14 protein-coding genes are annotated in these 23,126 nt (G+C 44.1%); 12 read left to right on the top strand and 2 right to left on the bottom strand.

Translation table 11 applies throughout. The annotated features are described in order from the left end of the window. The 9 genes from ACLOR3_RS10290 to ACLOR3_RS10250 form a co-directional block, all read left to right on the top strand. Positions 1 to 1,277 (top strand): glycoside hydrolase family 38 C-terminal domain-containing protein (locus ACLOR3_RS10290; RefSeq protein ID WP_412037207.1); only part of this gene is annotated, 1,277 nt, incomplete at its 5' end. Positions 1,278 to 1,361: 84 nt separating this feature from the next. Further along, positions 1,362 to 2,231, top strand: coding sequence for an ROK family protein (locus tag ACLOR3_RS10285; RefSeq protein WP_129822634.1), 870 nt, complete (start codon positions 1,362 to 1,364; stop codon positions 2,229 to 2,231). Next, on the top strand, positions 2,225 to 4,105 hold the full coding sequence (locus ACLOR3_RS10280; RefSeq protein ID WP_411400970.1) for a beta-N-acetylhexosaminidase: 1,881 nt from the start codon (positions 2,225 to 2,227) through the stop codon (positions 4,103 to 4,105). Before ACLOR3_RS10285 ends, ACLOR3_RS10280 begins: the two co-directional genes overlap by 7 nt. Before the next feature lie 211 nt (positions 4,106 to 4,316). Next, on the top strand, positions 4,317 to 5,246 hold the full coding sequence (locus ACLOR3_RS10275) for an ABC transporter permease (RefSeq protein ID WP_023022063.1): 930 nt from the start codon (positions 4,317 to 4,319) through the stop codon (positions 5,244 to 5,246). Positions 5,247 to 5,259: 13 nt separating this feature from the next. Further along, positions 5,260 to 6,192, top strand: a complete 933-nt coding sequence (locus ACLOR3_RS10270; RefSeq protein WP_048717481.1) for a carbohydrate ABC transporter permease — start codon at positions 5,260 to 5,262, stop codon at positions 6,190 to 6,192. A 63-nt stretch (positions 6,193 to 6,255) separates the two neighbouring features. Further along, positions 6,256 to 7,737, top strand: coding sequence for an ABC transporter substrate-binding protein (locus ACLOR3_RS10265; protein WP_343094225.1), 1,482 nt, complete (start codon positions 6,256 to 6,258; stop codon positions 7,735 to 7,737). Between the two features lie 194 nt (positions 7,738 to 7,931). After that, a complete protein-coding gene (locus tag ACLOR3_RS10260; protein ID WP_195214344.1) occupies positions 7,932 to 8,543 on the top strand; it encodes a YesL family protein in 612 nt (203 codons plus the stop codon). Positions 8,544 to 8,545: 2 nt separating this feature from the next. After that, positions 8,546 to 10,192: a sensor histidine kinase gene (locus tag ACLOR3_RS10255; RefSeq protein WP_411400969.1), complete on the top strand. Its 1,647-nt coding sequence runs from the start codon at positions 8,546 to 8,548 to the stop codon at positions 10,190 to 10,192. A gap of 12 nt (positions 10,193 to 10,204) precedes the next feature. After that, a complete protein-coding gene (locus tag ACLOR3_RS10250) occupies positions 10,205 to 11,503 on the top strand; it encodes a response regulator transcription factor (protein ID WP_343094222.1) in 1,299 nt (432 codons plus the stop codon). Between the two features lie 50 nt (positions 11,504 to 11,553). Here ACLOR3_RS10250 and ACLOR3_RS10245 read toward each other — a convergent pair whose 3' ends face one another. After that, positions 11,554 to 12,396 carry a methyltransferase domain-containing protein gene (locus ACLOR3_RS10245; RefSeq protein ID WP_411400968.1) on the bottom strand — a complete coding sequence of 281 codons (843 nt, stop codon included), beginning with the start codon at positions 12,394 to 12,396 and terminating at the stop codon, positions 11,554 to 11,556. 56 nt (positions 12,397 to 12,452) lie between these two features. Beyond that, positions 12,453 to 13,709 (bottom strand): tyrosine--tRNA ligase, encoded by a 1,257-nt coding sequence (tyrS, locus tag ACLOR3_RS10240; RefSeq protein WP_195324350.1) that lies wholly within the window; start codon positions 13,707 to 13,709, stop codon positions 12,453 to 12,455. Positions 13,710 to 13,971: 262 nt separating this feature from the next. Between tyrS and pbp1b the strand changes: the two genes are divergently transcribed. The 3 genes from pbp1b to rpoC form a co-directional block, all read left to right on the top strand. Then, positions 13,972 to 16,404: a penicillin-binding protein PBP1B gene (gene pbp1b, locus ACLOR3_RS10235; protein WP_411400978.1), complete on the top strand. Its 2,433-nt coding sequence runs from the start codon at positions 13,972 to 13,974 to the stop codon at positions 16,402 to 16,404. A 421-nt stretch (positions 16,405 to 16,825) separates the two neighbouring features. Beyond that, on the top strand, positions 16,826 to 20,395 hold the full coding sequence (gene rpoB / locus ACLOR3_RS10230) for a DNA-directed RNA polymerase subunit beta (protein WP_195324346.1): 3,570 nt from the start codon (positions 16,826 to 16,828) through the stop codon (positions 20,393 to 20,395). A gap of 150 nt (positions 20,396 to 20,545) precedes the next feature. Further along, positions 20,546 to 23,126, top strand: a 2,581-nt coding sequence (gene rpoC / locus ACLOR3_RS10225) for a DNA-directed RNA polymerase subunit beta' (protein ID WP_412037206.1), incomplete at its 3' end; no start/stop codon positions are given.

Genomic DNA, 23,126 nt, shown 5'->3' with positions numbered 1-23,126 from the left:
CGGAGATTGAAGACTTGGGGGCAAGCTTTGGCTATACCTTGCCTAAGGATAAATTCCGTCAACCTTATATCGCGCGTCAAGTGCGCGTGACGGTTCCGGTTCACCTAGCGCCTCTTTCTTGGACTACCTTCCAGCTTCTGGAAGGAAAAGCTTCCCATCATGATGGGATTTACCAAAATGGGGTTCTCGATACACCATTTGTAACCCTCAGTATTGATGATGGCTTGACCCTTTACGACAAGACGACCAATGAGGCTTATGAGGACTTCCTTGGCTTCGAAGACCGCGGTGATATTGGCAATGAATACATTTACTTCCAACCAAAAGGAACAGAACCAATCTACGCAGAGCTGAAAGCTCATGAGGTCTTGGAAAATAATGCTCGCTATGCCAAAATCTTGCTCAAACATAACTTGACCATCCCGATCAGCGCAGATGAACAATTGGATGCGGAACAAAGAGGCATTATCGAGTTTATGAACCGAGAAGCAGGGCGTTCAGAAGAGCTGACAACTATTCCTCTTGAGACTGAGATGACGGTCTTTGTGGATGACCCACAAATTCGCTTCAAGACGCGCTTCACCAATACAGCTAAAGACCACCGTATCCGTCTCTTGGTCAAAACTCATAACACTCGTCCAAGCAATGACTCGGAAAGCATTTATGAGGTGGTGACACGGCCGAATAAACCAGCAGCTTCTTGGGAAAATCCTGAAAATCCACAACACCAACAAGCCTTTGTCAGCTTGTATGATGATGTAAAAGGAGTGACCGTATCCAATAAAGGATTGCACGAATACGAAATCCTTGGAGACGACACCATGGCTGTAACCCTTCTCCGTGCTTCAGGTGAGCTAGGTGACTGGGGCTACTTCCCAACTCCAGAAGCCCAGTGCTTGCGAGCTATCGAAGTTGAGTTTGCAGTAGAATGCCATCAAGCAGGGGAACGTTTCTCAGCCTTCCGTCGTGCCAAAGCCTTCCAGGTGCCATTTACAGCCCTTCAAGTTGCAAAACAAGAAGGTAGCGTCGCAGCAACAGGTAGTCTCTTCAACCATCCAGCACTGAACTTGCCACAAGTCTGCCCAACAGCTTTTAAGGTAGCAGAAAATGAAGAAGGCTACGTCCTTCGTTACTACAACATGAGCCAAGAAAATGTTCGGGTATCTGAAAAACAACAAACCATTCTTGACTTGTTGGAACGCCCATATCCAGTCCATTCAGGACTATTAGCACCACAGGAAATTCGTACAGAATTGATCAAAAAAGAAGAAATTTAATTTCAAAAAGTAAACATAACAAGAAAGGAGGAGCGACAAAGTAAGAATCGATTGCTGACTCGCTCCTTTTTACAGGTGAAAGCCATGACCCTTGCAACCATTGATATCGGAGGGACCGGCATAAAATTTGCTAGTCTCACACCTGATGGAAAAATTTTAGATAAGGCCAGCACTCCGACTCCAGAGACTCTGGAAGAGTTGCTAGCTTGGTTGGAGCAACGCTTGTCCGAACAGGACTATCGTGGGATTGCCATGAGTGTGCCAGGAGCCGTTAATCAAGAAACAGGAGTGATTGAAGGAATTAGTGCCATCCCTTACATTCATGGTTTTTCTTGGTATGAGGTCCTTGCTCATCACCAACTCCCTGTTCATCTAGAAAATGATGCCAACTGTGTTGGACTGAGTGAACTGTTAGCTCATCCTGAAATTGAAAATGCAGCCTGTGTCGTGGTTGGTACAGGAATCGGTGGCGCCATGATTATCAATGGCAAGCTTCACCGAGGTCGCCATGGACTGGGCGGTGAGTTTGGCTACATGACCACCATCGAGCCTGCAGAAAAACTCAACAACTGGTCACAACTCGCTTCTACGGGAAGTATGGTGCGCTACGTCATTGAAAAATCAGGTCAGTCTGACTGGGATGGCCGTAAGATTTACCAAGAGGCTGCAGCAGGAAACACCCTCTGCCAAGAAGCCATTGAACGCATGAACCGTAACCTAGCTCAAGGCCTGCTCAATATCCAGTATCTAATCGACCCAGATGTCATTAGCTTAGGTGGTTCTATCAGCCAAAATCCTGAGTTTATCAAAGGGGTGCAAAAAGCAGTAGACACCTTTGTCGAAATCTATGAAGAATATACAATTGCTCCAGTCATTCAAGCCTGCACCTATCAGGCAGATGCCAATCTCTACGGTGCCCTTGTCAACTGGTTACAGGAGGAAAACCAATGGTAAGTTTTACAGGACTTAGTCCCAAACAAGCGCAAGCTATCGAAGTATTAAAAAATCACATTTCTCTATCAGATGTAGAGGTGGCAGTCGCTCAGTCTGACCAAGCTTCTATCTCTATCAAGGGTGAGAAGGGGCAGTATCAACTGACCTACCGTAAACCTCATCAACTCTACCGTGCTTTATCTGTGCTAGCAACAGCTTTAGCAGAAGGGGACAAGGTAGAGATTGAAGAGCAGGCGGCCTATGAAGATTTAGCCTATATGGCCGACTGTTCGCGAAATGCCGTGCTCAATGTTGCATCAGCCAAGCAGATGATTGAAGTCTTAGCTCTGATGGGTTATTCAACCTTTGAGCTCTACATGGAAGACACTTATCAAATTGAAGGACAACCTTACTTTGGTTATTTCCGTGGGGCTTATTCAGCTGAGGAATTACAGGAAATCGAAGCCTACGCCCAACAGTTTGACATGACCTTTGTCCCATGCATCCAAACCTTGGCTCACTTGTCAGCCTTTGTCAAATGGGGGGTTAAAGAAGTCCAGCAACTCCGCGATGTAGAGGACATTCTCCTCATCGGCGAAGAAAAAGTTTACGACTTAATCGACGGCATGTTTGCGACGTTGTCTAAGCTACAAACTCGCAAGGTCAACATTGGGATGGATGAAGCCCACCTGGTTGGTTTGGGACGCTACCTTATCTTGAACGGTATTGTGGATCGTAGTCTCCTTATGTGCCAACACTTGGAGCGTGTGCTGGATATTGCAGACAAGTATGGTTTCCACTGCCAGATGTGGAGCGATATGTTCTTCAAACTCATGTCAGCAGATGGCCAGTACGACCGTGATGTAGAAATTCCAGAAGAAACTCGTGTTTACTTAGACCGTCTCAAGGACCGTGTCACCTTGGTTTACTGGGATTATTATCAGGATAGCGAAGAAAAATACAATCGTAACTTCAATAACCACCATAAGATTAGTCAGGATATCGCCTTTGCAGGTGGGGCTTGGAAGTGGATTGGCTTTACACCTCATAATCATTTCAGTCGTCTTATCGCTCTTGAAGCCAACAAAGCCTGCCGTGCCAATCAAATCAAGGAAGTTATTGTGACTGGCTGGGGGGACAATGGCGGTGAAACAGCTCAGTTCTCTATTCTGCCAAGCTTGCAAATCTGGGCAGAACTCAGCTACCGCAATGATTTAGAACGTTTATCTGCCCACTTCAAGACCAATACAGGCCTATCCGTTGAGGACTTTATGCAACTGGATCTTGCCAACCTCTTGCCAGATCTACCAGGTAATCTCAGTGGACTCAATCCCAACCGCTATGTCTTTTATCAGGATGTTCTCTGCCCAATCCTTGATAAGCACATGACTCCTGAACAGGACAAACCTCACTTTGCCCAAGCAGCTGAGACCCTTTCTAACATCAAAGAAAAAGCAGGTGCCTATTCTTACCTTTTCGAAACTCAGGCACAGTTGAATGCTATTTTAAGTAGCAAAGTGGATGTAGGTCGACGCATCCGTCAAACCTATCAAGCGGGTGATAAAGAGAGTTTGCAACAAATCGCTAGAGAAGAATTGCCAAAACTCAGAAGCCAGATTGAACACTTCCATGCTCTTTTTAGCCACCAATGGTTGAAAGAAAACAAGGTCTTTGGCTTGGATACCGTGGATATTCGTATGGGTGGCCTCTTGCAACGGATCAAGCGCGCAGAAAGCCGCATTGAAAACTACCTAGCAGGCGAAATCTCTCGTATCGACGAACTAGAAGTAGACATCCTGCCATTTAATGATTTCTATGGAGATAAGGACTTCGCAGCGACGACGGCTAACCAGTGGCATACCATTGCGACAGCTTCGACCATTTATACGACCTAATTCAAAAAGGGTGTCTTTAAAGAAAATGATCTTGAAGGAGGAGAAAGATGTCCGATGGAGGCATTTCTTCTCCTTTTTTCTCCATTTTTAAGGCTATGTCATAAATTTGTAGAATTTTTTCTATAATTAGGAGTTTGAAAAAGTTTTCATAGAGTTTTATAATAAAAAATGTAAACGTTACCAAAAATAAAATGACAAAGGGGGGAGTCAGATGAAAAAGTTTGTTAAGACCTTGAGAGAAAATCTTATTTTCTTCTTGATGGTTTTACCAGGTGCAGCGTGGTTGATTTTATTCTTCTACATACCTGTTTTGGGAAACGTTGTCGCATTTAAAGACTATCATATCACCGGAGAGGGATTTATTGATAGTGTAATGAAGAGTAAGTGGGTAGGATTTGATAACTTCAAATTCCTCTTTAGTTCTAAAGATGCTTATATCATTACAAGAAATACCGTCCTTTACAACCTTGCCTTTATTTTCTTGGGCTTGATTGTTTCCGTTGGGATTGCCATCATCTTTAGTGAGATGCGTTCCAAACGGTTGGTTAAAGTGTTTCAAACATCAATGTTGTTCCCCTATTTCTTGTCATGGGTTATCATCAGCTTCTTTACAGATGCCTTCTTAAACGTCGATAAAGGCTTGATTAACCATATCTTAACATCACTTGGGATGAAAGGAATCAACTTCTATACAGAGGTTGCCATTTGGCCAGCGCTTCTCCTCTTCTTAGGAATCTGGAAAGGCTTTGGTTATAGCAGTGTTATGTACTATGCAACCATCATGGGAATTGATCCAACCTTCTACGAAGCAGCAACAGTGGATGGAGCATCTAAGTGGCAGCGAATCCGCCACATTACCATTCCTCAGTTGGCTTCCTTGATTACGGTCTTGACCATCCTTGCCATCGGAAATATCTTCCGTGCTGACTTTGGATTGTTCTACCAAATCCCACATAACTCAGGTGCCCTTTATAGTGTGACAAACGTAATTGATGTCTATGTCTACAACGGACTTGCTAAATCAGGAGATATTGCGATGGCCGCAGCGGCTGGTCTTTACCAATCAGTTGTCGGATTGATTCTCGTTTTACTTTCTAATATTGTAGCACGTCGGATTGATAAGAATGCAGCGCTCTTCTAGAAAGGAGGATACCATGGCAAAATCAAAAATTAAAAAAGAAAAAGTTGATAATGTTGGGATCCACTCCTTCAGTAAGAAAGCAGACATCTTCTTTAGTAGCATCGTCGGCTTGGTTGCTCTATCCTGTATCTTGCCCTTCATCTTCGTTGTCATGATTTCCTTGACAGATGAACAAAGTTTGGCAATTCACGGCTTCCAATTTTGGCCTGCTAAGTTTGGTACAGATGGCTATCTTTTCCTTGTTCAATTTAAGGATAAGATTCTTCAAGCCCTCTTCATTACCTTGTTTGTAACGATTGTAGGAACAGCATGTAATGTCTTTATTACAACGACCTACGCCTATGCGATCTCTCGTAGAACCTTTAAGTACAGAAACTTCTTTACTGTCTTTGCCCTCTTGAGTATGCTCTTTAGTGCAGGGATGGTACCAGGATATATAGTTACCACTCAGTTGCTTCATTTAGGAGATACGGTTGGAGCCCTCATCATTCCGATGTTATTGAGTCCTTTTAACATCATTTTGATGCGGACCTTCTTCAAACGGACGATCCCAGAAGCTATTCTTGAGTCTGCTCGGATAGATGGAGCCAGTGAAACACGGATCTTCTTCCAGATCTGTTTACCACTTTCTCTCCCAGGGATTGCAACCATCAGTCTCTTTACAGCCCTCGGCTTCTGGAATGACTGGTTCAACGCTCTCCTCTATATCAAGAGTGAAAACCTCTATCCTCTTCAATACTTGCTGATGCAAATCCAAAATAATATGGATTACATCTCTAAATCCGTCGGTGCATCTAGCCAAATCGCTGGTGCAGTCCAATCCCTTCCTAAGGAAACTGGACGGATGGCCATGGTGGTGGTAGCAACAGTTCCAATCGCTATCCTCTATCCATTCTTCCAACGTTACTTTGTAAAAGGATTGACCATCGGTGGTGTGAAAGAGTAAGCGAACCTTTCTCACCCACCCTTCATAATGTTAATAAAGAAAAATAAAAAAGGAGTTTTTCTCATGAAAAATTGGAAAAAATATGCTTTAGCTTCTGCTAGCGTTCTCGCACTTGGAGCAACTCTTGCTGCTTGTGGTAACTTGACAGGTGATAACCAAAAATCATCTAAGAGTGAAGATGGCAAAACAGTTATCAAAATGTACCAAATCGGTGACAAACCGGATAACTTGGATACCTTGTTAGAAAATGCGAACAAGATCATCGAAGAAAAAGCTGGCGTTAAATTAGACATCCAATACCTTGGTTGGGGTGACTACGACAAGAAGATGAACGTTATCATCTCATCTGGTGAAAGCTACGATATTGCTTTTGCTAACAACTATGTTATCAACGCTCAAAAAGGTGCTTACGCTGACTTGACAGACTTGTACAAGAAAGAAGGGAAAGAGCTCTATGAAGCACTTGACCCAGCTTACATCAAAGGGAATACTGTAAACGGCAAGATCTATGCTGTTCCAGTTGCAGCCAACGTTGCATCTTCACAAAACTTTGCCTTCAACGGACCACTTCTTGAAAAATATGGTATCGACATCTCAAACGTCACAGACTATGCTTCCCTTGAACCAGTCTTGAAAGCGATCAAAGAAAAAGATCCAAACGTTGTTCCATTCGCAATGAACAAGAGCTACGGTGGACCTTCTGATGACTTCGATTACATTGCAGTAGATGGACTTCCATTCGTTGTCGATTTGCAAGGTGACACAACTAAGATCGTTGACCGTTACACTATCCCACGTTATGTTGAAAACTTGAAGACTCTTCATAAATACTATGAAGCTGGCTACATTCCAAAAGACGTAGCTACAAGCGACACTGGATATGACCTTTCTCAAGATACTTGGTTGGTACGTGAAGAAACAGTAGGACCTGCTGACTACGGTAACAGCTTGCTTACTCGTGTAGCAAATCGTAAGATTGAAATCAAACCATTCACTCAACTTTACAAGAAGAACAACACTACTCAAGTTGCAAACTTTGTCATCTCAAACAACTCTAAGAACAAAGAAAAAGCAATGGAAGTATTGAACCTCTTGAACACAAACCCAGAACTCTTGAACGGTCTTGTTTATGGTCCAGAAGGCAAGAACTGGGAAAAAGTTGAAGGTAAAGAAAACCGTGTGAAAGTCTTGGATGGCTACAACGGAAACACTCACATGTCTGGATGGAACACTGGTAACAACTGGATCCTTTACATCAACGAAAACGTAACGGATGAGCAAATTGCACAATCTAAGAAAGATTTGGAAACTGCAAAAGAATCTCCAGCACTTGGATTCATCTTCAACACTGAAAACGTGAAATCAGAAATCACTGCTCTTACTAACACTTTGAACCAATTCACAAGTGCCATCAATACAGGTACAGTAGATCCTGAAGTTGAAATTCCTAAGATGCTTGAAAAATTGAAATCAGAAGGTGCCTACCAAAAAGTATTGGATGAAATCCAAAAACAATACGATGAGTACCTTGCTTCTAAGAAATAAGCTAACATTACTTTCTTAAGTCTATCAAAAGACTTTGAGGTCTTCGCACTTCAAAGTCTTTTCTGTTGAGGATTTTGAAATCGAAACCATCAGGGGAAATGTGCTATAATATAGGGTATAATCATCAGTTGTACTAGGGAAACTATACTAAGTCGTAAGTTCCCCTCTACAGCAAATGAACATGGAGACAAATTATGGGAAGAATGATTGAATTAATTTTTACAAGGGTCTATTTAGCCATGTTGGCAACAGGGATCTTTTGGGCTTTAACCTTCTGTGGAGGCATCCTATTCGGATTTGGGCCGGCTAGTGCAACGATTATGAGTCTATATGCCGAACATGGATCTGATTACAAACAATATGGTTGGTCTGAAGCTTGGGCGCTCTATAAAGAAAATTTCCGTCGGGCCAACCAGGTTTTCTATACATTTTTTTTAATTGAAGCCATTCTTATTTATGGCATGTATCTGATGGTTCAATTGCCCCACTTGTCCCTATTTCAGATTTTTATCCTATTGGTCAATTTGATTTTCTTATTGGTGGCTCCCCTGACTTTTGCAGTCTATCTCAAGCTTCAAGTCCATTTTGACTTGTCCTATCTCAACAGCTTGAAGTTGAGTTTCATTGGTGCTTTTCTGGATATTCGTGCAGTGACCAAGTTTCTCTTGGGGACCTTCCTCCTAGGGGTTGTTACCCATTTCGTTCCGGCTTTGTTTTTCTTTGTTTTACTGGGCTTGTGGCATTTCTTTGTCAATGATATTTTTCAACCAGTCTATGAAACAATTCGCTCTAAAGTGGTTTCTTAATTATGAAAAAAATATGGTTAGCGACTCTTTTGAAATTCTATGCCTATATCATGGTGGGGATCATCACGACCTTAGGCGTGACGGTATCCTTGGTCTATTGGCATAATCAGCGAGCAGAAACCGATCGGATTGCTCAGTTGATTTCCTCTCGCTTGACTGCTGAGGTAGAGGATATCTACAAAAGATCGACACAATGGGGAAAGAGTCTGGTGGAAAACCCTGCCAAGCTTGAAGGAGTTTATAAGTACTTTTCAATGTCGCCTTCGGAATACGAAAGTTGGCGTCTGGACAATTATTTTTCCAACTATATTCAAGTCTCCCTGCACCGCAATGTTGAAACCCTTTACTTGGAACACGATGCACTCGACCAAATCGATTTAGTGTTAAACGATTATACAACGGTCTTTGTTTCCAGTAAGAATAAAAAAGGGGGAGAACAAGTTCCAGCGGATCAATACATAGCTAGCTCGCAAGCCATCCCAGTTTCCTTGACAGATGTGACGACTGGCCAGGATATTGGACTGGCTTACATTAAAATCAATCCAGCACTTTTGGATTCTGTCGTCGACAATATTCAAGACACGATTCCAGTTGCTGTCCAGATCTATAATCCCTTGGGCAAGGTTTTTTACCACAGAGGGGATATCAACCCTAAAGACCACAGCCAGTGGATTGTGCGAGATACTGCTTACGGCTATCAAATCTGGGTTGGAATCCCGACCTCTTACACGGTTCGAACAGCCTTATTTAGTTTTACCTGGATGATTTCGGTCGCCCTAATCCTGGTCTTGGTCTTGTATCTCTTGCTTCAACGTATTTTCCGTAATTACCAAAAACAAGTGTTGGATTTGGTAGATACCATGGAAGCTATCAGCCAGGGGGATTCCGAGCGACGGATCAATGTGGATACCAAAGAGCAGGAGCTCCTCTTAGTTGCGGAAATGACCAATACCATGTTGGACAATATGGACAAGTCTATCCGGGATATCTATCAGCTACAACTGAGTCAAAAAGATGCCAATATGAAAGCCTTGCAAGCGCAGATTAATCCGCATTTCATGTATAATACCATGGAGTTTATTCGCATGTATGCAGTCATGCAGGATCAAGAAGAATTAGCCGATATTATTTACGAATTTAGTAGTCTTCTTCGAAACAATATTTCAGAGGAGAAGGAGACGACCATCGAAAATGAGTTGGAATTTTGTAGAAAATACAGCTATCTCTGTATGGTACGTTATCCAAAATCGATTGCTTATGGCTTTAAAATTGAACCCGGTCTAGAAGAGATGGTCATTCCGAAGTTTACTCTTCAGCCATTAGTGGAAAATTACTTCGTCCATGGGATTGATCACAAGCGCAAGGACAATGTCATTAGTATCAAAGTCCGTCGTGTTGGAGAAGCGGTGGAAATTCGTGTTCAAGACAATGGGAGAGGAATGGAACCGAGCCAACTGCAACGGATCCAACAAATGTTGAGTCATAGGGATCCTCGAGAAGAAGTAGAAGAGAGTAAGGGACGGCAATCCATTGGGATTGTCAATGTCCACGAGCGTTTCCTTCTCTACTTTGGGGATCGTTACCACATTCAAATTACATCAGAAAAAGGAAAAGGTGTCCTCTATACGATTATCATTGAGGATGCTTAAGAGGAAAAAATCGTGTATAAAGTCTTATTGGTTGACGACGAATATATGATTACGGAGGGGCTGAAAAAACTGATTCCCTTTGAAAAATGGGACATGGAAGTTGTATACACAGCAGAGGATGCAGATCAGGCCTTGGCCTATGTTGCGGATTATCCAGTGGATATCGTGATTACGGATGTCAATATGCCAGGAAAAACTGGTCTAGAAATGATTGATCAAATGCAGTCCATTCTTCCCCATGCAGCCTATATCATTATGTCGGGGTACCAAGATTTTGCTTATGTAAAAAAAGCCTTAAACCTCCGGGTAGCAGACTACCTGTTAAAGCCTGTCAATAAGGTGGAGCTGGGGAATATCCTAGAAAAGTTATCTCAAACTCTAAAAAAACCAGATCAAGAGACGGCCAATCGGCTCCTTCATGAAGACTGGTCAGAAGAAGAGTTTGAGAAAGCCATCCGAGGGAGAAAACAACTCTGGATTGGAGTGGATAAGGAAAGGAAAGGCTTTGCCAGTTCGTCTTATCAGGTCTTAGGAAAAAATCTTCAACTCTATCTTTCAGACGAGGATGAAGGAGCTTTCCTACAGCGCCGTTTCCAAGCACCTTACAAAGAACATTTTCAACAATTTAAAGAGCTTGTTGAACGAAGTCTGTTTTATGGGGATCTCCCTTTGGAGGAAGAAGATGGTGTCTTTAATTACTACGAACCCATCTACCGTGTCATTATCCAGGGAAATATCCAACAGATTTTAGAGGAGTTGAACTGGTTGGAAGAAACCGTGAAAAGCCATACCCCAAAAGTGGCGATAGCCAAGCAACTCTTTATTCAATTCATTATGGATGTCTTTCATTTGTTTGAACACCTGCAGGGAGATAACCTGACAGAAGTTGTGAAAGCCGTTCATGAGACAACGACTTTCGAGGAGCTTGTTACCTGCGTTCGGAATCAATTGGAGACCTTCTTCTCTCAATATCGAATGAACAATAATGTGGCGACCGTCTTAGAAGTGATTGGGCGCGACTATCGGAAGGAACTGTCGCTCAAGGATATCAGTAAAGACCTTTATATCAATCCCGTTTATTTAGGGCAATTGATCAAGCGTGAGACCAATTCCACCTTTGCGGAACTACTGAATAAACAACGGATCAAAGCAGCTCAACAGTTGCTGTTGTCCACAACGGAAAGTATCGAAGATATTTGCTATGAGGTCGGCTATAGCAATGTCGGTTACTTTTATAAAGTATTCCGCAAGTTGTGTGGCAAGTCTCCTAAAGCCTACCGTCAACAAATCGGCGTAGAGGAAAGTGACTGATCTGAAAACACGAAAAATACCCTCCGTTTTTAATCAATGGAGGGTATTTTTTAGTTGCTTCTTCCGATCAAAATCGTGGCAGAAATCGTGACCTGAGTCAGGTCAGTCCAGCCAATTTGAGTTGGATCGACGTGAAAGAGGAGAGGCGTCATGCTTAGAAGAGCCTCTCGCAATGCTGGTGTGAGTTCGAAGGTTTCCTGGCAATGGATGGTGTTTTCAATCGTAAAATGATCAGAGAAATGTTGAATAATCTGCTCATTGGAATAATCGGCCTGATCCAGGTGGTCCTTCACCTTCTGACGAATCTCTTGCAGATGGGTGGCTGTTGGGATGACCTTGATAAGGCGACCGTCTGGGACCAGGACCCGTTTAAATTCCTGATAATTTGCTGGTGAAAAGATATCTAGGAGAAGGTCCATGCTCTGGTCTAAAAGAGGGAGACGGGCTAGATCCCCGACAAACCACTTGACCTTCCATTCCTGGTCGCTTTTGGCAGCCAGTTGGATCGATTCCTTAGATAAATCAAAGGCGTAAAAGGAATGGTCTGGATAGCGTTCTTGCAAGTTGCGCGAATAGTAGCCTTCTCCGCAACCAATATCTAAAATGTTGGCTGGATGGTCCAGTGGAGACAAACATTCTGACAGGCTAGTGAGGATATGGTCGTAAAAACCGTTCTCTAAAACGAGTTGCCGGTTTTGAAAACTCTCCTTGTCATAGTCCTTAGAAGCCTTCACTTGTGGGGCTAAGTTCACATAGCCAAACTTAGCCAAGTCAAAGGAGTGGCGGTTCGTGCAGACCAAGCTTTGTTGGACCAGGTCGAGGGCTTCTTGACAGATGGGACAGGCAAAAGCAGTGGCTGTTTGAAATCGTTGTAATTTTGGTTTGATCGTCATGATACATCTAGTGTACCAAAAAACCTCTGAAAGTCATAGCTTCAGAGGTCTTCTTTTTAATAAGTCAAAACAAAGTACTTTTTCTTACCGCGACGGATAACGGTCAATTCATTTTCTAATTTATCGCTATCGCTCAAGACATAGTCAAGGTCTTGGATACGGTCGCCGTTGACGTAGATAGCTCCATTTTGAACATCTTCGCGGGCTTGGCGTTTGGAGTTGACCACGCCAGAAGATACAAGCAATTCTACGATGTTGAGGTTTTCGTCTGCTTGTACTTGGTAGTTTGGCACACCACGAAGGCCTTGTTTGAGTTCTTTGACAGAAAGGTTTTTGATGTTTCCTGCAAAGAGTTGCTCCGTGATGTTAAGGGCTTCTTTGTAAGCTTCTTCGCCGTGGACAAGGGTGACCACCTCACGCGCCAAGACTTTTTGAGCCAAGCGTTCGTGTGGCGCAGCTTCAAACTGTTTGCGGATCTCTTCGATTTCGTCCAGTGACAAGAAAGTAAAGATTTTCAAGAAGCGAACAGCGTCAGCGTCCATGACATTCATCCAGAATTGGTACATTTCGTATGGAGACGTTTTTTCAGGGTTGAGCCAGACTGCATTTCCTTCAGATTTACCAAATTTCTTACCAGTTGCATCTGTAATGAGGGGCACAGTGATGACGTGACCAGTCTTGTCAGCCTTTCGACGCAACAATTCGGTACCAGCTGTCATATTTCCCCACTGGTCAGAACCACCGATTTGCAGGGTAACATTGTGTTCTTGGTTCAGAACAAAGAAGTCGTAGCCTTGCATGATTTGGTAGGCAAATTCAGTGTAAGAAATCCCTGTTTCAATCCGCTTCTTCACAGATTCCTTGCTCATCATGTAGTTGACAGTAAAGTATTTTCCGATGTCGCGAAGGAAGTCAATGAAGCTAATGCTGCCAAACCAGTCGTAGTTATTGACCATGACAGCCTTATTTTCCCCATTTTCAAAATCTAAGAAACGAGACAATTGCCCTTGGATAGAAGTGACCCAACCATCTACAGTCTCCTTAGTTTGTAAACTGCGCTCGGCATCTTTGAAAGAAGGGTCTCCAATGAGTCCGGTCGCACCACCGACAAGCGCATAAGGTTTGTGGCCTGCCAATTGTAAGCGACGACTGGTCAAGATTGCAACAAGGTGCCCAAGGTGCAAGCTATCAGCAGTTGGATCGTAGCCAGTATAATACGATACTTGTCCTTCTTCTAGGGCTTTACGCAAAGCATCTTCGTCAGTCGTTTGGAAAATCAAACCACGTTCTTTTAGCTCATCAAAAATGTGCATCGTTCTCTCCTTTTCTAAGCTACTGGCCAGATCGATGAAAACAGTCCAGTATCTGTATGGTTTCTCTCTATTTTACCATAATGACTTGAAATAGCAATGAATGGACGAAAAAAATCCAATCGGAAGCAGTGTTCTCAACTTTAGGAATTGAAAAGAAAGAGGTCCATTTGGTATAATGGGAAGGACAAGGAGAAATAGAGTGAGTCAAATGAGAGAATTTTTTACAAAGTGCGGGAAGAAAATAAAAGACTTCTTTGCCAAAATGACGGTTGAAGTCAATGAGAAAGAAGACAAGGAGGGCTGGTCACTAGGAGATCTCCTAGCGACGGTTCTACGGACGATGAAACTCCTTTGGGATGTGCTACTGGTGTTTGCTTTGGGTGGTCTCTTGTTTGGTGCAGGGATTGCGATTGGCTATGCAGCTAGCCTCTTTAATGAGACAGAGACGCCGGATCCGACCCAATTGGTTCAACAAGTGCGAAATATCTCGAGCGTTTCAAAGATTTCCTACTCAGATGGAAGCATCATTTCTGATATTGACAGCGACTTGATTCGGATCCCTGTCCAAAAGGATGCGATTTCGGACAATGTCAAAAAGGCTGTCATTGCCACAGAAGATGAGAACTTTAATAGCCATAACGGGGTTGTTCCGAAAGCGGTGATCCGGGCTACCTTGGGTTCAGTTGCTGGAGTAGGGTCCTCTAGTGGTGGTTCAACTCTGACCCAACAGTTGATTAAACAACAAGTTGTGGGAGATGCACCGACCTTCTCACGGAAGGCTGCTGAGATTATCGATGCCCTTGCTCTTGAGCGGGTAATGGATAAGGACGAAATTTTAACGACCTACCTCAATGTCTCTCCATTTGGTCGAAACAACCGGGGACAAAATATCGCGGGAGTGGAAGCTGCAGCTCAAGGGATTTTTGGTGTTTCTGCCAAAGACTTGACTGTTCCACAGGCAGCCTTTATTGCTGGTTTGCCACAGAGCCCAATTGTCTACTCACCTTACGCTTCTGATGGCAGCCTCAAGACTCCGGAAGATCAAGCTTTAGGCTTGGATCGTGCCAAGGATGTCTTGTACAACATGTATCGGACAGGGGCGATCAGCAAGGAAGAGTACGACCAATATAGTCAATATGATTTGAGCAAGGATTTCCTTCCGTCAAATGGCATTGAGAAGACGCCGCACGACTACTTGTATTTCCAAGCTGTTAGTGAAGCGGAAGATGCCATGTATGAGTATCTAATCAAGAGAGACAACGTCTCTAGTCACGACCTAAAAAACAATTCAACGGTTAAATCTTATCAAGAGTTGGCGAAGAAGGAATTGAGAGAGGGTGGCTATACGGTTCAGACCACTATCAACAAAGCTATCTACAATGCCATGCAAGAAGCAGTTGCCAATTATGGCGGTATCTTGGACGATGGAACGGGTACGGTAGAAGTCGGAAATGTCCTTATGGACAACCGAACAGGAGCTATTCTTGGCTTTGTTGGTGGACGGAATTTTGACGGGAATCAGAATAACCACGCTTTTGATACAGAGCGTTCTCCAGGATCTACCATCAAACCCTTGCTGGCTTATGGAATCGCCATTGACCAAGGCTTGATGGGAAGCAATAGCATCGTCTCCAATTACCCAACCAACTTCTCCAGTGGAGAGCCAATTATGCACGTGGATAACCGGGGGACTGGGATGATGGACCTTCGAGAGGCCCTCAATACCTCATGGAATATCCCAGCTTATTGGACCTATCGTACTCTCCGTGAAAAGGGTGTCGATGTCCCAGGCTATATGGAAAAAATGGGCTACGATATCGCTGAGTACGGCATTGAAAGTCTGCCAATGGGAGGCGGGATCGAAGTAAGCGTCGCCCAACATACAAATGGTTATCAAACCATTGCAAATAATGGAAATTACCAAAAACGCTACATGATTGAAAAAATCATGGATCGCAATGGGGAAGTGATCTACCAACATGAGAGCAAGGCGACCCGCGTCTACTCAGCAGCAACTGCGACTATCATGCAGGACCTGTTAAGAGGTGTCATCAGCTCTGGTGCGACAACGACCTTTAAGAGCCGAATCAGCCAGGTCAATCCAACTCTTGCAAATGCCGATTGGATTGGGAAAACCGGAACCACCAATGAGAATGGAGATATGTGGCTCATGCTGTCTACTCCAAATCTCACCTTAGGTGGCTGGATTGGACATGACAACAATGCTTCCATGGCTCCGTTGACAGGCTACAATAATAACGCAAGTTACATGGCCTATTTAGCCAATGCCATCTACCAGGCGGATCCAGCTGCTTGGGGCGTGCAAGATCGCTTTACCCTAGATAGCAGTGTCATTTCATCGACTGTTCTCAAATCGACAGGACAACGACCTGGTCGTGTCAATGTCAATGGTCGTGATATCGATGTGTCGGGTGCGACGGTTACCAGCTATTGGGCTAAAAATGGCGCTCCACAAACGACCTACCGCTTCGCAATTGGTGGATCGGATAGTGATTATGCTAGTGCCTGGGCTGGAATCTTAGGTGGTTCAGCAAATACTTCCAATGGAAATCGCAATAGCAACCGGACAAGCAATTCGAACGCGTCAAGTAGTTCGAACACGACAACTAGTTCGAACACGACAGCTAGTTCGAACACGACAGCTAGTTCATCATCTAGTGGACAAAACAGATAAAAATAACGAGTTGCAATACCATAAAATCGTTTTCATGTCTAGAGAAAACCTTGTGTTTTTTATGAAAATACGATATAATAAGGACAAGTAATTTGTCGTGCGCTTTATTTGAAATATTGTCCAAATAGAAGCTTACAGCAGTTAAATCAAACTTTATAAAAGTCGATTTAGCTGCTCTTTTTGTGCCTATTTTTAGAAAAAACGGAGCTTGTCACACAAACTTAATCTTTCTAAAAATTCCAAAAAGGATAAATGATACGGAGGAGATTTCTTCTCACGTGATGTAGATCACACCCCCTTCATAACATCGTTTCGACTGGATCAGAACCATTCTGATGTGGTCAGAAGCGATCTAGAAACCGGATTTTCAGAGAGGGCCTTCCCCTAGCTGGTATCCTAGTATAGAAAAGGAGTTAAAACTTTGGCAGGACATGACGTTCAATACGGGAAACATCGGACCCGTCGTAGTTTTTCAAGAATTAAAGAAGTTCTTGATTTACCAAATTTGATTGAAATCCAAACGGATTCATTTAAAGATTTTCTGGATCATGGTTTGAAAGAAGTTTTCGAAGATGTATTGCCAATTTCGAACTTCACAGACACAATGGAGTTGGAATTCGTCGGCTATGAAATCAGAGAACCAAAGTATACCTTGGAAGAAGCACGTATCCATGATGCGAGCTATTCTGCCCCAATCTTTGTAACCTTCCGCTTGGTCAACAAGGAAACAGGCGAAATCAAAACGCAAGAAGTCTTCTTTGGTGATTTCCCAATCATGACCGAGATGGGAACCTTTATCATCAATGGTGGAGAGCGGATCATCGTATCTCAGCTCGTGCGTTCACCAGGTGTCTACTTCAATGATAAGGTGGACAAGAACGGTAAGGTTGGCTATGGATCAACGGTTATTCCGAACCGTGGAGCTTGGCTAGAGCTTGAAACAGACTCAAAAGATATTGCTTATACTCGTATCGACCGTACGCGTAAGATTCCATTTACGACTTTGGTTCGTGCCCTTGGTTTCTCTGGGGATGACGAGATTTTTGATATCTTTGGGGATAGCGAATTGGTTCGCAACACAGTTGAAAAAGATATCCACAAAAACCCAATGGATTCTCGTACAGATGAAGCCCTCAAAGAAATTTATGAGCGTCTTCGTCCAGGTGAGCCAAAAACAGCGGAAAGCTCACGTAGCTTGTTGGTAGCCCGTTTCTTTGATCCACGTCGTTATGACTTGGCCCCAGTTGGTCGCTACAAGATCAACAAGAAACTCAATATCAAGAACCGTTTGTTGAACCAAACGATCGCAGAACCATTGGTAGATGCTGAAACAGGAGAAATCCTTGTAGAAGCTGGTACCGTGATGACACGCGAAGTCATCGACAGCATCTCAGAACATTTGGACGGTGATTTGAACAAGATTGTCTACACTCCAAATGATTCAGCAGTATTGACAGAACCAGTCGTTCTTCAAAAATTCAAGGTTGTGGCACCAACGGATCCAGACCGCGTTGTCACTATCATCGGCAATGCTAATCCAGATGATAAGGTTCGTACCATCACTCCAGCCGATATCCTCGCTGAGATGAGCTACTTCCTTAACTTGGCTGAAGGTCTTGGACGCGTGGATGATATCGACCACCTTGGAAACCGTCGTATTCGTGCCGTTGGTGAATTGCTTGCCAACCAAGTGCGTCTTGGACTTTCACGGATGGAACGTAACGTTCGTGAACGTATGTCTGTTCAAGATAACGAAGTATTAACACCTCAACAAATCATTAACATCCGTCCAGTAACTGCAGCAATCAAAGAATTCTTTGGTTCTTCCCAATTGTCCCAGTTCATGGACCAACACAACCCACTTTCTGAGTTGTCCCACAAACGTCGTTTGTCTGCCTTAGGGCCTGGTGGTTTGACACGTGACCGCGCTGGATATGAAGTCCGTGACGTGCACTACACTCACTATGGTCGTATGTGTCCAATCGAAACACCTGAAGGACCAAACATCGGTTTGATCAACAACTTGTCATCCTATGGACACTTGAACAAGTATGGTTTCATCCAAACGCCATACCGTAAAGTAGACCGTGAAAAAGGTGTGGTCACCAACGAAATCGTTTGGTTGACAGCTGATGAAGAAGATGAGTACATCGTAGCCCAGTCCAACTCTAAGTTGAACGAAAAAGGTGGTTTTGCTGAGCCAATCGTCATGGGACGTCACCGTGGTAACAACCAAGAATTCCCATCTGATCAAGTCGACTACATGGACGTATCTCCAAAACAGGTAGTTGCCGTTGCGACAGCATGTATTCCTTTCTTAGAAAACGATGACTCCAACCGTGCCCTTATGGGTGCCAACATGCAACGTCAGGCTGTGCCATTGATCGATCCAAAAGCACCTTACGTGGGTACTGGTATGGAATACCAAGCAGCCCATGACTCAGGAGCTGCAGTCATTGCGCAACATGATGGGAAGGTTACTTATGCCGATGCAGACAAGGTAGAAGTTCGTCGGGAAGATGGATCTCTTGATGTTTACCATATCCAAAAATTCCGTCGTTCAAACTCAGGTACGGCTTACAACCAACGTACCCTTGTAAAAGTTGGCGATGTCGTTGAAAAAGGCGACTTTATCGCAGACGGTCCATCGATGGAAAAAGGGGAAATGGCCCTTGGTCAAAACCCAATCGTTGCCTACATGACATGGGAAGGTTACAACTTCGAGGATGCCGTTATCATGAGCGAACGCTTGGTGAAAGAAGATGTCTACACATCTGTTCACTTGGAAGAATTCGAATCAGAAACGCGCGATACTAAGTTAGGCCCTGAAGAAATCACTCGTGAAATTCCAAACGTTGGGGAAGATGCTCTCAGAAACCTTGACGAAATGGGTATTATCCGTATCGGTGCGGAAGTAAAAGAAGGCGATATCTTAGTTGGTAAGGTGACACCGAAGGGTGAAAAAGACCTTTCTGCTGAAGAACGTCTCCTCCACGCTATCTTTGGAGATAAATCTCGTGAAGTGCGGGATACTTCTCTTCGTGTACCTCACGGTGGAGATGGTGTCGTTCGTGATGTCAAGATCTTTACGCGTGCAAACGGAGATGAATTGCAATCGGGTGTCAACATGTTGGTTCGTGTTTACATCGCACAAAAACGCAAGATCCGCGTCGGAGATAAGATGGCCGGTCGTCACGGAAACAAAGGGGTTGTATCCCGTATTGTTCCTGTTGAAGACATGCCTTACCTTCCAGATGGGACACCGGTTGATATCATGTTGAACCCACTTGGGGTGCCATCACGTATGAATATCGGTCAGGTTATGGAACTTCACCTTGGTATGGCGGCTCGTAACTTGGGTATCCACATCGCAACACCAGTCTTTGACGGAGCAAGCTCAGAAGACCTCTGGGATACCGTTCGTGAAGCTGGTATGGATAGCGATGCCAAGACCATTCTTTACGATGGCCGTACAGGTGAGCCATTTGACAACCGTGTTTCTGTCGGTGTCATGTACATGATCAAGCTTCACCACATGGTTGATGATAAACTCCACGCTCGTTCTGTCGGACCATACTCAATGGTTACCCAACAACCACTCGGAGGTAAAGCTCAGTTTGGTGGACAACGTTTCGGGGAAATGGAAGTTTGGGCCCTTGAGGCTTATGGTGCGTCTAATGTCCTTCAAGAAATCTTGACCTACAAGTCAGACGATGTCAACGGACGTTTGAAAGCTTATGAAGCGATTACCAAAGGAAAACCAATTCCAAAACCAGGTGTGCCAGAGTCCTTCCGAGTACTTGTGAAAGAATTGCAATCACTTGGATTGGATATGCGTGTCCTAGATGAAGATGACAAAGAAGTTGAACTTCGCGATCTTGACGAAGGGGAAGACGACGATGTCATCCACGTAGATGATCTAGAAAAAGCACGTGAAAAAGCAGCCAAGGAAGCTCGCGCAGCTTTTGAAGCTGAAGGGAAAGAAGAATAATTTAATATGTAGTTCAATAGGATGGAAAACCTGAGAAGGTTCTCTATCCCAAGCTTTAGGCTTGAAGGAGTGAAGGAAGTTCCTTCTCTCCTTCGCCAAAAAGCAGAAGAACATACAATCGATAATGAACATAAAGAAAGGTAAGAAATAGTGGTTGATGTAAATCGTTTTAAAAGTATGCAAATCACCCTAGCTTCTCCAAGCAAGGTCCGTTCATGGTCTTATGGAGAGGTCAAGAAACCTGAAACAATCAACTACCGTACATTGAAACCAGAACGTGAAGGTCTCTTTGATGAAGTCATCTTTGGACCGACAAAAGACTGGGAATGTGCGTGTGGAAAATACAAACGGATCCGTTACAAAGGGATCGTTTGTGACCGCTGTGGTGTGGAAGTAACACGTGCCAAGGTTCGTCGTGAACGCATGGGACATATCGAATTGAAAGCACCTGTGTCACACATCTGGTACTTTAAAGGCATCCCTTCTCGTATGGGGTTGACCTTGGACATGAGTCCTCGTGCCCTTGAAGAAGTCATCTACTTCGCAGCTTACGTGGTGATCGATCCAAAAGATACACCGCTTGAGCATAAGTCCATCATGACAGAGCGTGAATACCGTGAACGCTTGCGCGAATACGGACCAGGTTCTTTTGTAGCTAAGATGGGGGCAGAAGCGATCCAAGACCTCTTGAAACAAGTGGATTTGGAAGCTGAAATTGCTGTCTTGAAAGAAGAATTGAAGACTGCAACTGGTCAAAAACGTGTGAAGGCAGTTCGCCGTTTGGATGTCTTAGATGCCTTCTACAAATCTGGCAACAAGCCAGAATGGATGGTTCTCAACATCCTTCCCGTTATTCCACCAGATCTTCGTCCGATGGTCCAATTGGATGGTGGCCGTTTTGCTGCCTCTGACTTGAATGACCTTTACCGTCGTGTGATTAACCGGAACAACCGTTTGGCACGTTTGCTTGAGTTGAATGCCCCTGGTATCATCGTGCAAAACGAAAAACGGATGCTCCAAGAAGCCGTTGATGCTTTGATCGACAACGGTCGTCGTGGTCGTCCGATCACAGGACCAGGTAGCCGTCCACTGAAATCTTTGAGCCATATGCTTAAAGGGAAACAAGGACGCTTCCGTCAAAACTTGCTCGGTAAACGTGTTGACTTCTCAGGACGTTCCGTTATCGCCGTTGGTCCAACTCTTAAGATGTACCAATGTGGTGTGCCACGTGAAATGGCCATCGAGCTCTTTAAACCATTTGTCATGCGTGAAATCGTTGCGCGTGACATCGTGCAAAACGTAAAAGCCGCTAAACGCTTGGTCGAACGTGGAGATGAGCGGATCTGGGATATCTTGGAAGAAGTGATCAAAGAACACCCAGTTCTCTTGAACCGCGCACCGACCCTTCACCGTTTGGGGATCCAAGCCTTTGAACCTGTCTTGATTGACGGGAAAGCCCTTCGCTTGCACCCACTTGTCTGTGAAGCCTACAATGCCGACTTTGACGGGGACCAAATGGCCATCCACGTACCGCTTTCAGAAGAAGCCCAAGCAGAAGCTCGTATCTTGATGCTGGCTGCTGAGCACATCTTGAATCCGAAAGACGGGAAGCCAGTCGTTACCCCATCTCAGGATATGGTTTTGGGGAACTACTACCTCACTATGGAAGAAGCTGGTCGTGAAGGCGAAGGCATGGTCTTCAAAGACCGTGATGAAGCGGTCATGGCTCTTCGCAATGGATATGTTCACTTGCATACCCGTGTCGGAATTGCGACGGATAGCTTGAACAAACCATGGACAGAAGCGCAACAACACAAGATTCTCTTGACAACTGTTGGTAAGATCCTCTTTAACGATATCATGCCTGCAGAACTTCCATATCTTCAAGAGCCAAATAATGCTAACTTGACAGAAGGCGTTCCAGCTAAGTACTTCTTAGAGCCTGGTCAAGATGTCAAAGCAGCGATTGAGAAATTGGAATTAAATGTTCCATTCAAGAAGAAAAACCTTGGAAATATTATCGCGGAAATCTTCAAACGCTTCCGTACAACAGAAACATCTGCTTTCTTGGACCGTTTGAAAGACTTAGGTTACCACCACTCAACCCTTGCTGGTTTGACAGTGGGGATTGCCGATATTCCAGTTGTTGAAGACAAGGCTGAAATCATTGAAGAATCTCACAAACGTGTAGAACAAATCACCAAACAGTTCCGTAAAGGGATGATTACAGATGATGAACGCTACAATGCGGTTACAGCTGAATGGCGTGCAGCCCGTGAGAAATTGGAAAAACGTCTGATTGATAACCAAGATCCGAAGAACCCAATCGTTATGATGATGGATTCTGGAGCCCGTGGTAACATCTCAAACTTCTCACAGCTTGCCGGTATGCGTGGTTTGATGGCCGCTCCAAACGGACGGATCATGGAATTGCCGATCCTTTCAAACTTCCGCGAAGGTTTGTCAGTACTGGAAATGTTCTTCTCTACTCACGGTGCTCGTAAAGGGATGACCGATACGGCCCTTAAGACAGCCGACTCAGGTTACTTGACTCGTCGTTTGGTTGACGTTGCCCAAGACGTAATCATTCGTGAAGATGACTGTGGAACTGACCGTGGACTTCTGATTACCTCTATTACAGATGGTAAAGAAATGATTGAACCATTGGAAGAACGTTTGACAGGTCGTTATACCAAGAAAACTGTTAAACATCCTGAAACAGGAGAAGTCA

The sequence above is a fragment of the Streptococcus intestinihominis genome (assembly GCF_046824975.1).
Classification (GTDB): domain Bacteria; phylum Bacillota; class Bacilli; order Lactobacillales; family Streptococcaceae; genus Streptococcus.
This window is presented reverse-complemented; position numbering and strand designations above follow the sequence as displayed.

Excerpts from the sequence above, each read along its gene's own strand:
- ACLOR3_RS10285 (WP_129822634.1), top strand. The coding sequence starts at position 1,362 with ATGACCCTTGCAACCATTGATATCGGAGGGACCGGCATAAAATTTGCT.
- ACLOR3_RS10280 (WP_411400970.1), top strand. The coding sequence starts at position 2,225 with ATGGTAAGTTTTACAGGACTTAGTCCCAAACAAGCGCAAGCTATCGAA.
- ACLOR3_RS10275 (WP_023022063.1), top strand. The coding sequence starts at position 4,317 with ATGAAAAAGTTTGTTAAGACCTTGAGAGAAAATCTTATTTTCTTCTTG.
- ACLOR3_RS10270 (WP_048717481.1), top strand. The coding sequence starts at position 5,260 with ATGGCAAAATCAAAAATTAAAAAAGAAAAAGTTGATAATGTTGGGATC.
- ACLOR3_RS10265 (WP_343094225.1), top strand. The coding sequence starts at position 6,256 with ATGAAAAATTGGAAAAAATATGCTTTAGCTTCTGCTAGCGTTCTCGCA.
- ACLOR3_RS10260 (WP_195214344.1), top strand. The coding sequence starts at position 7,932 with ATGGGAAGAATGATTGAATTAATTTTTACAAGGGTCTATTTAGCCATG.
- ACLOR3_RS10255 (WP_411400969.1), top strand. The coding sequence starts at position 8,546 with ATGAAAAAAATATGGTTAGCGACTCTTTTGAAATTCTATGCCTATATC.
- ACLOR3_RS10245 (WP_411400968.1), bottom strand. The coding sequence starts at position 12,396 with ATGACGATCAAACCAAAATTACAACGATTTCAAACAGCCACTGCTTTT.
- tyrS (WP_195324350.1), bottom strand. The coding sequence starts at position 13,709 with ATGCACATTTTTGATGAGCTAAAAGAACGTGGTTTGATTTTCCAAACG.
- pbp1b (WP_411400978.1), top strand. The coding sequence starts at position 13,972 with ATGACGGTTGAAGTCAATGAGAAAGAAGACAAGGAGGGCTGGTCACTA.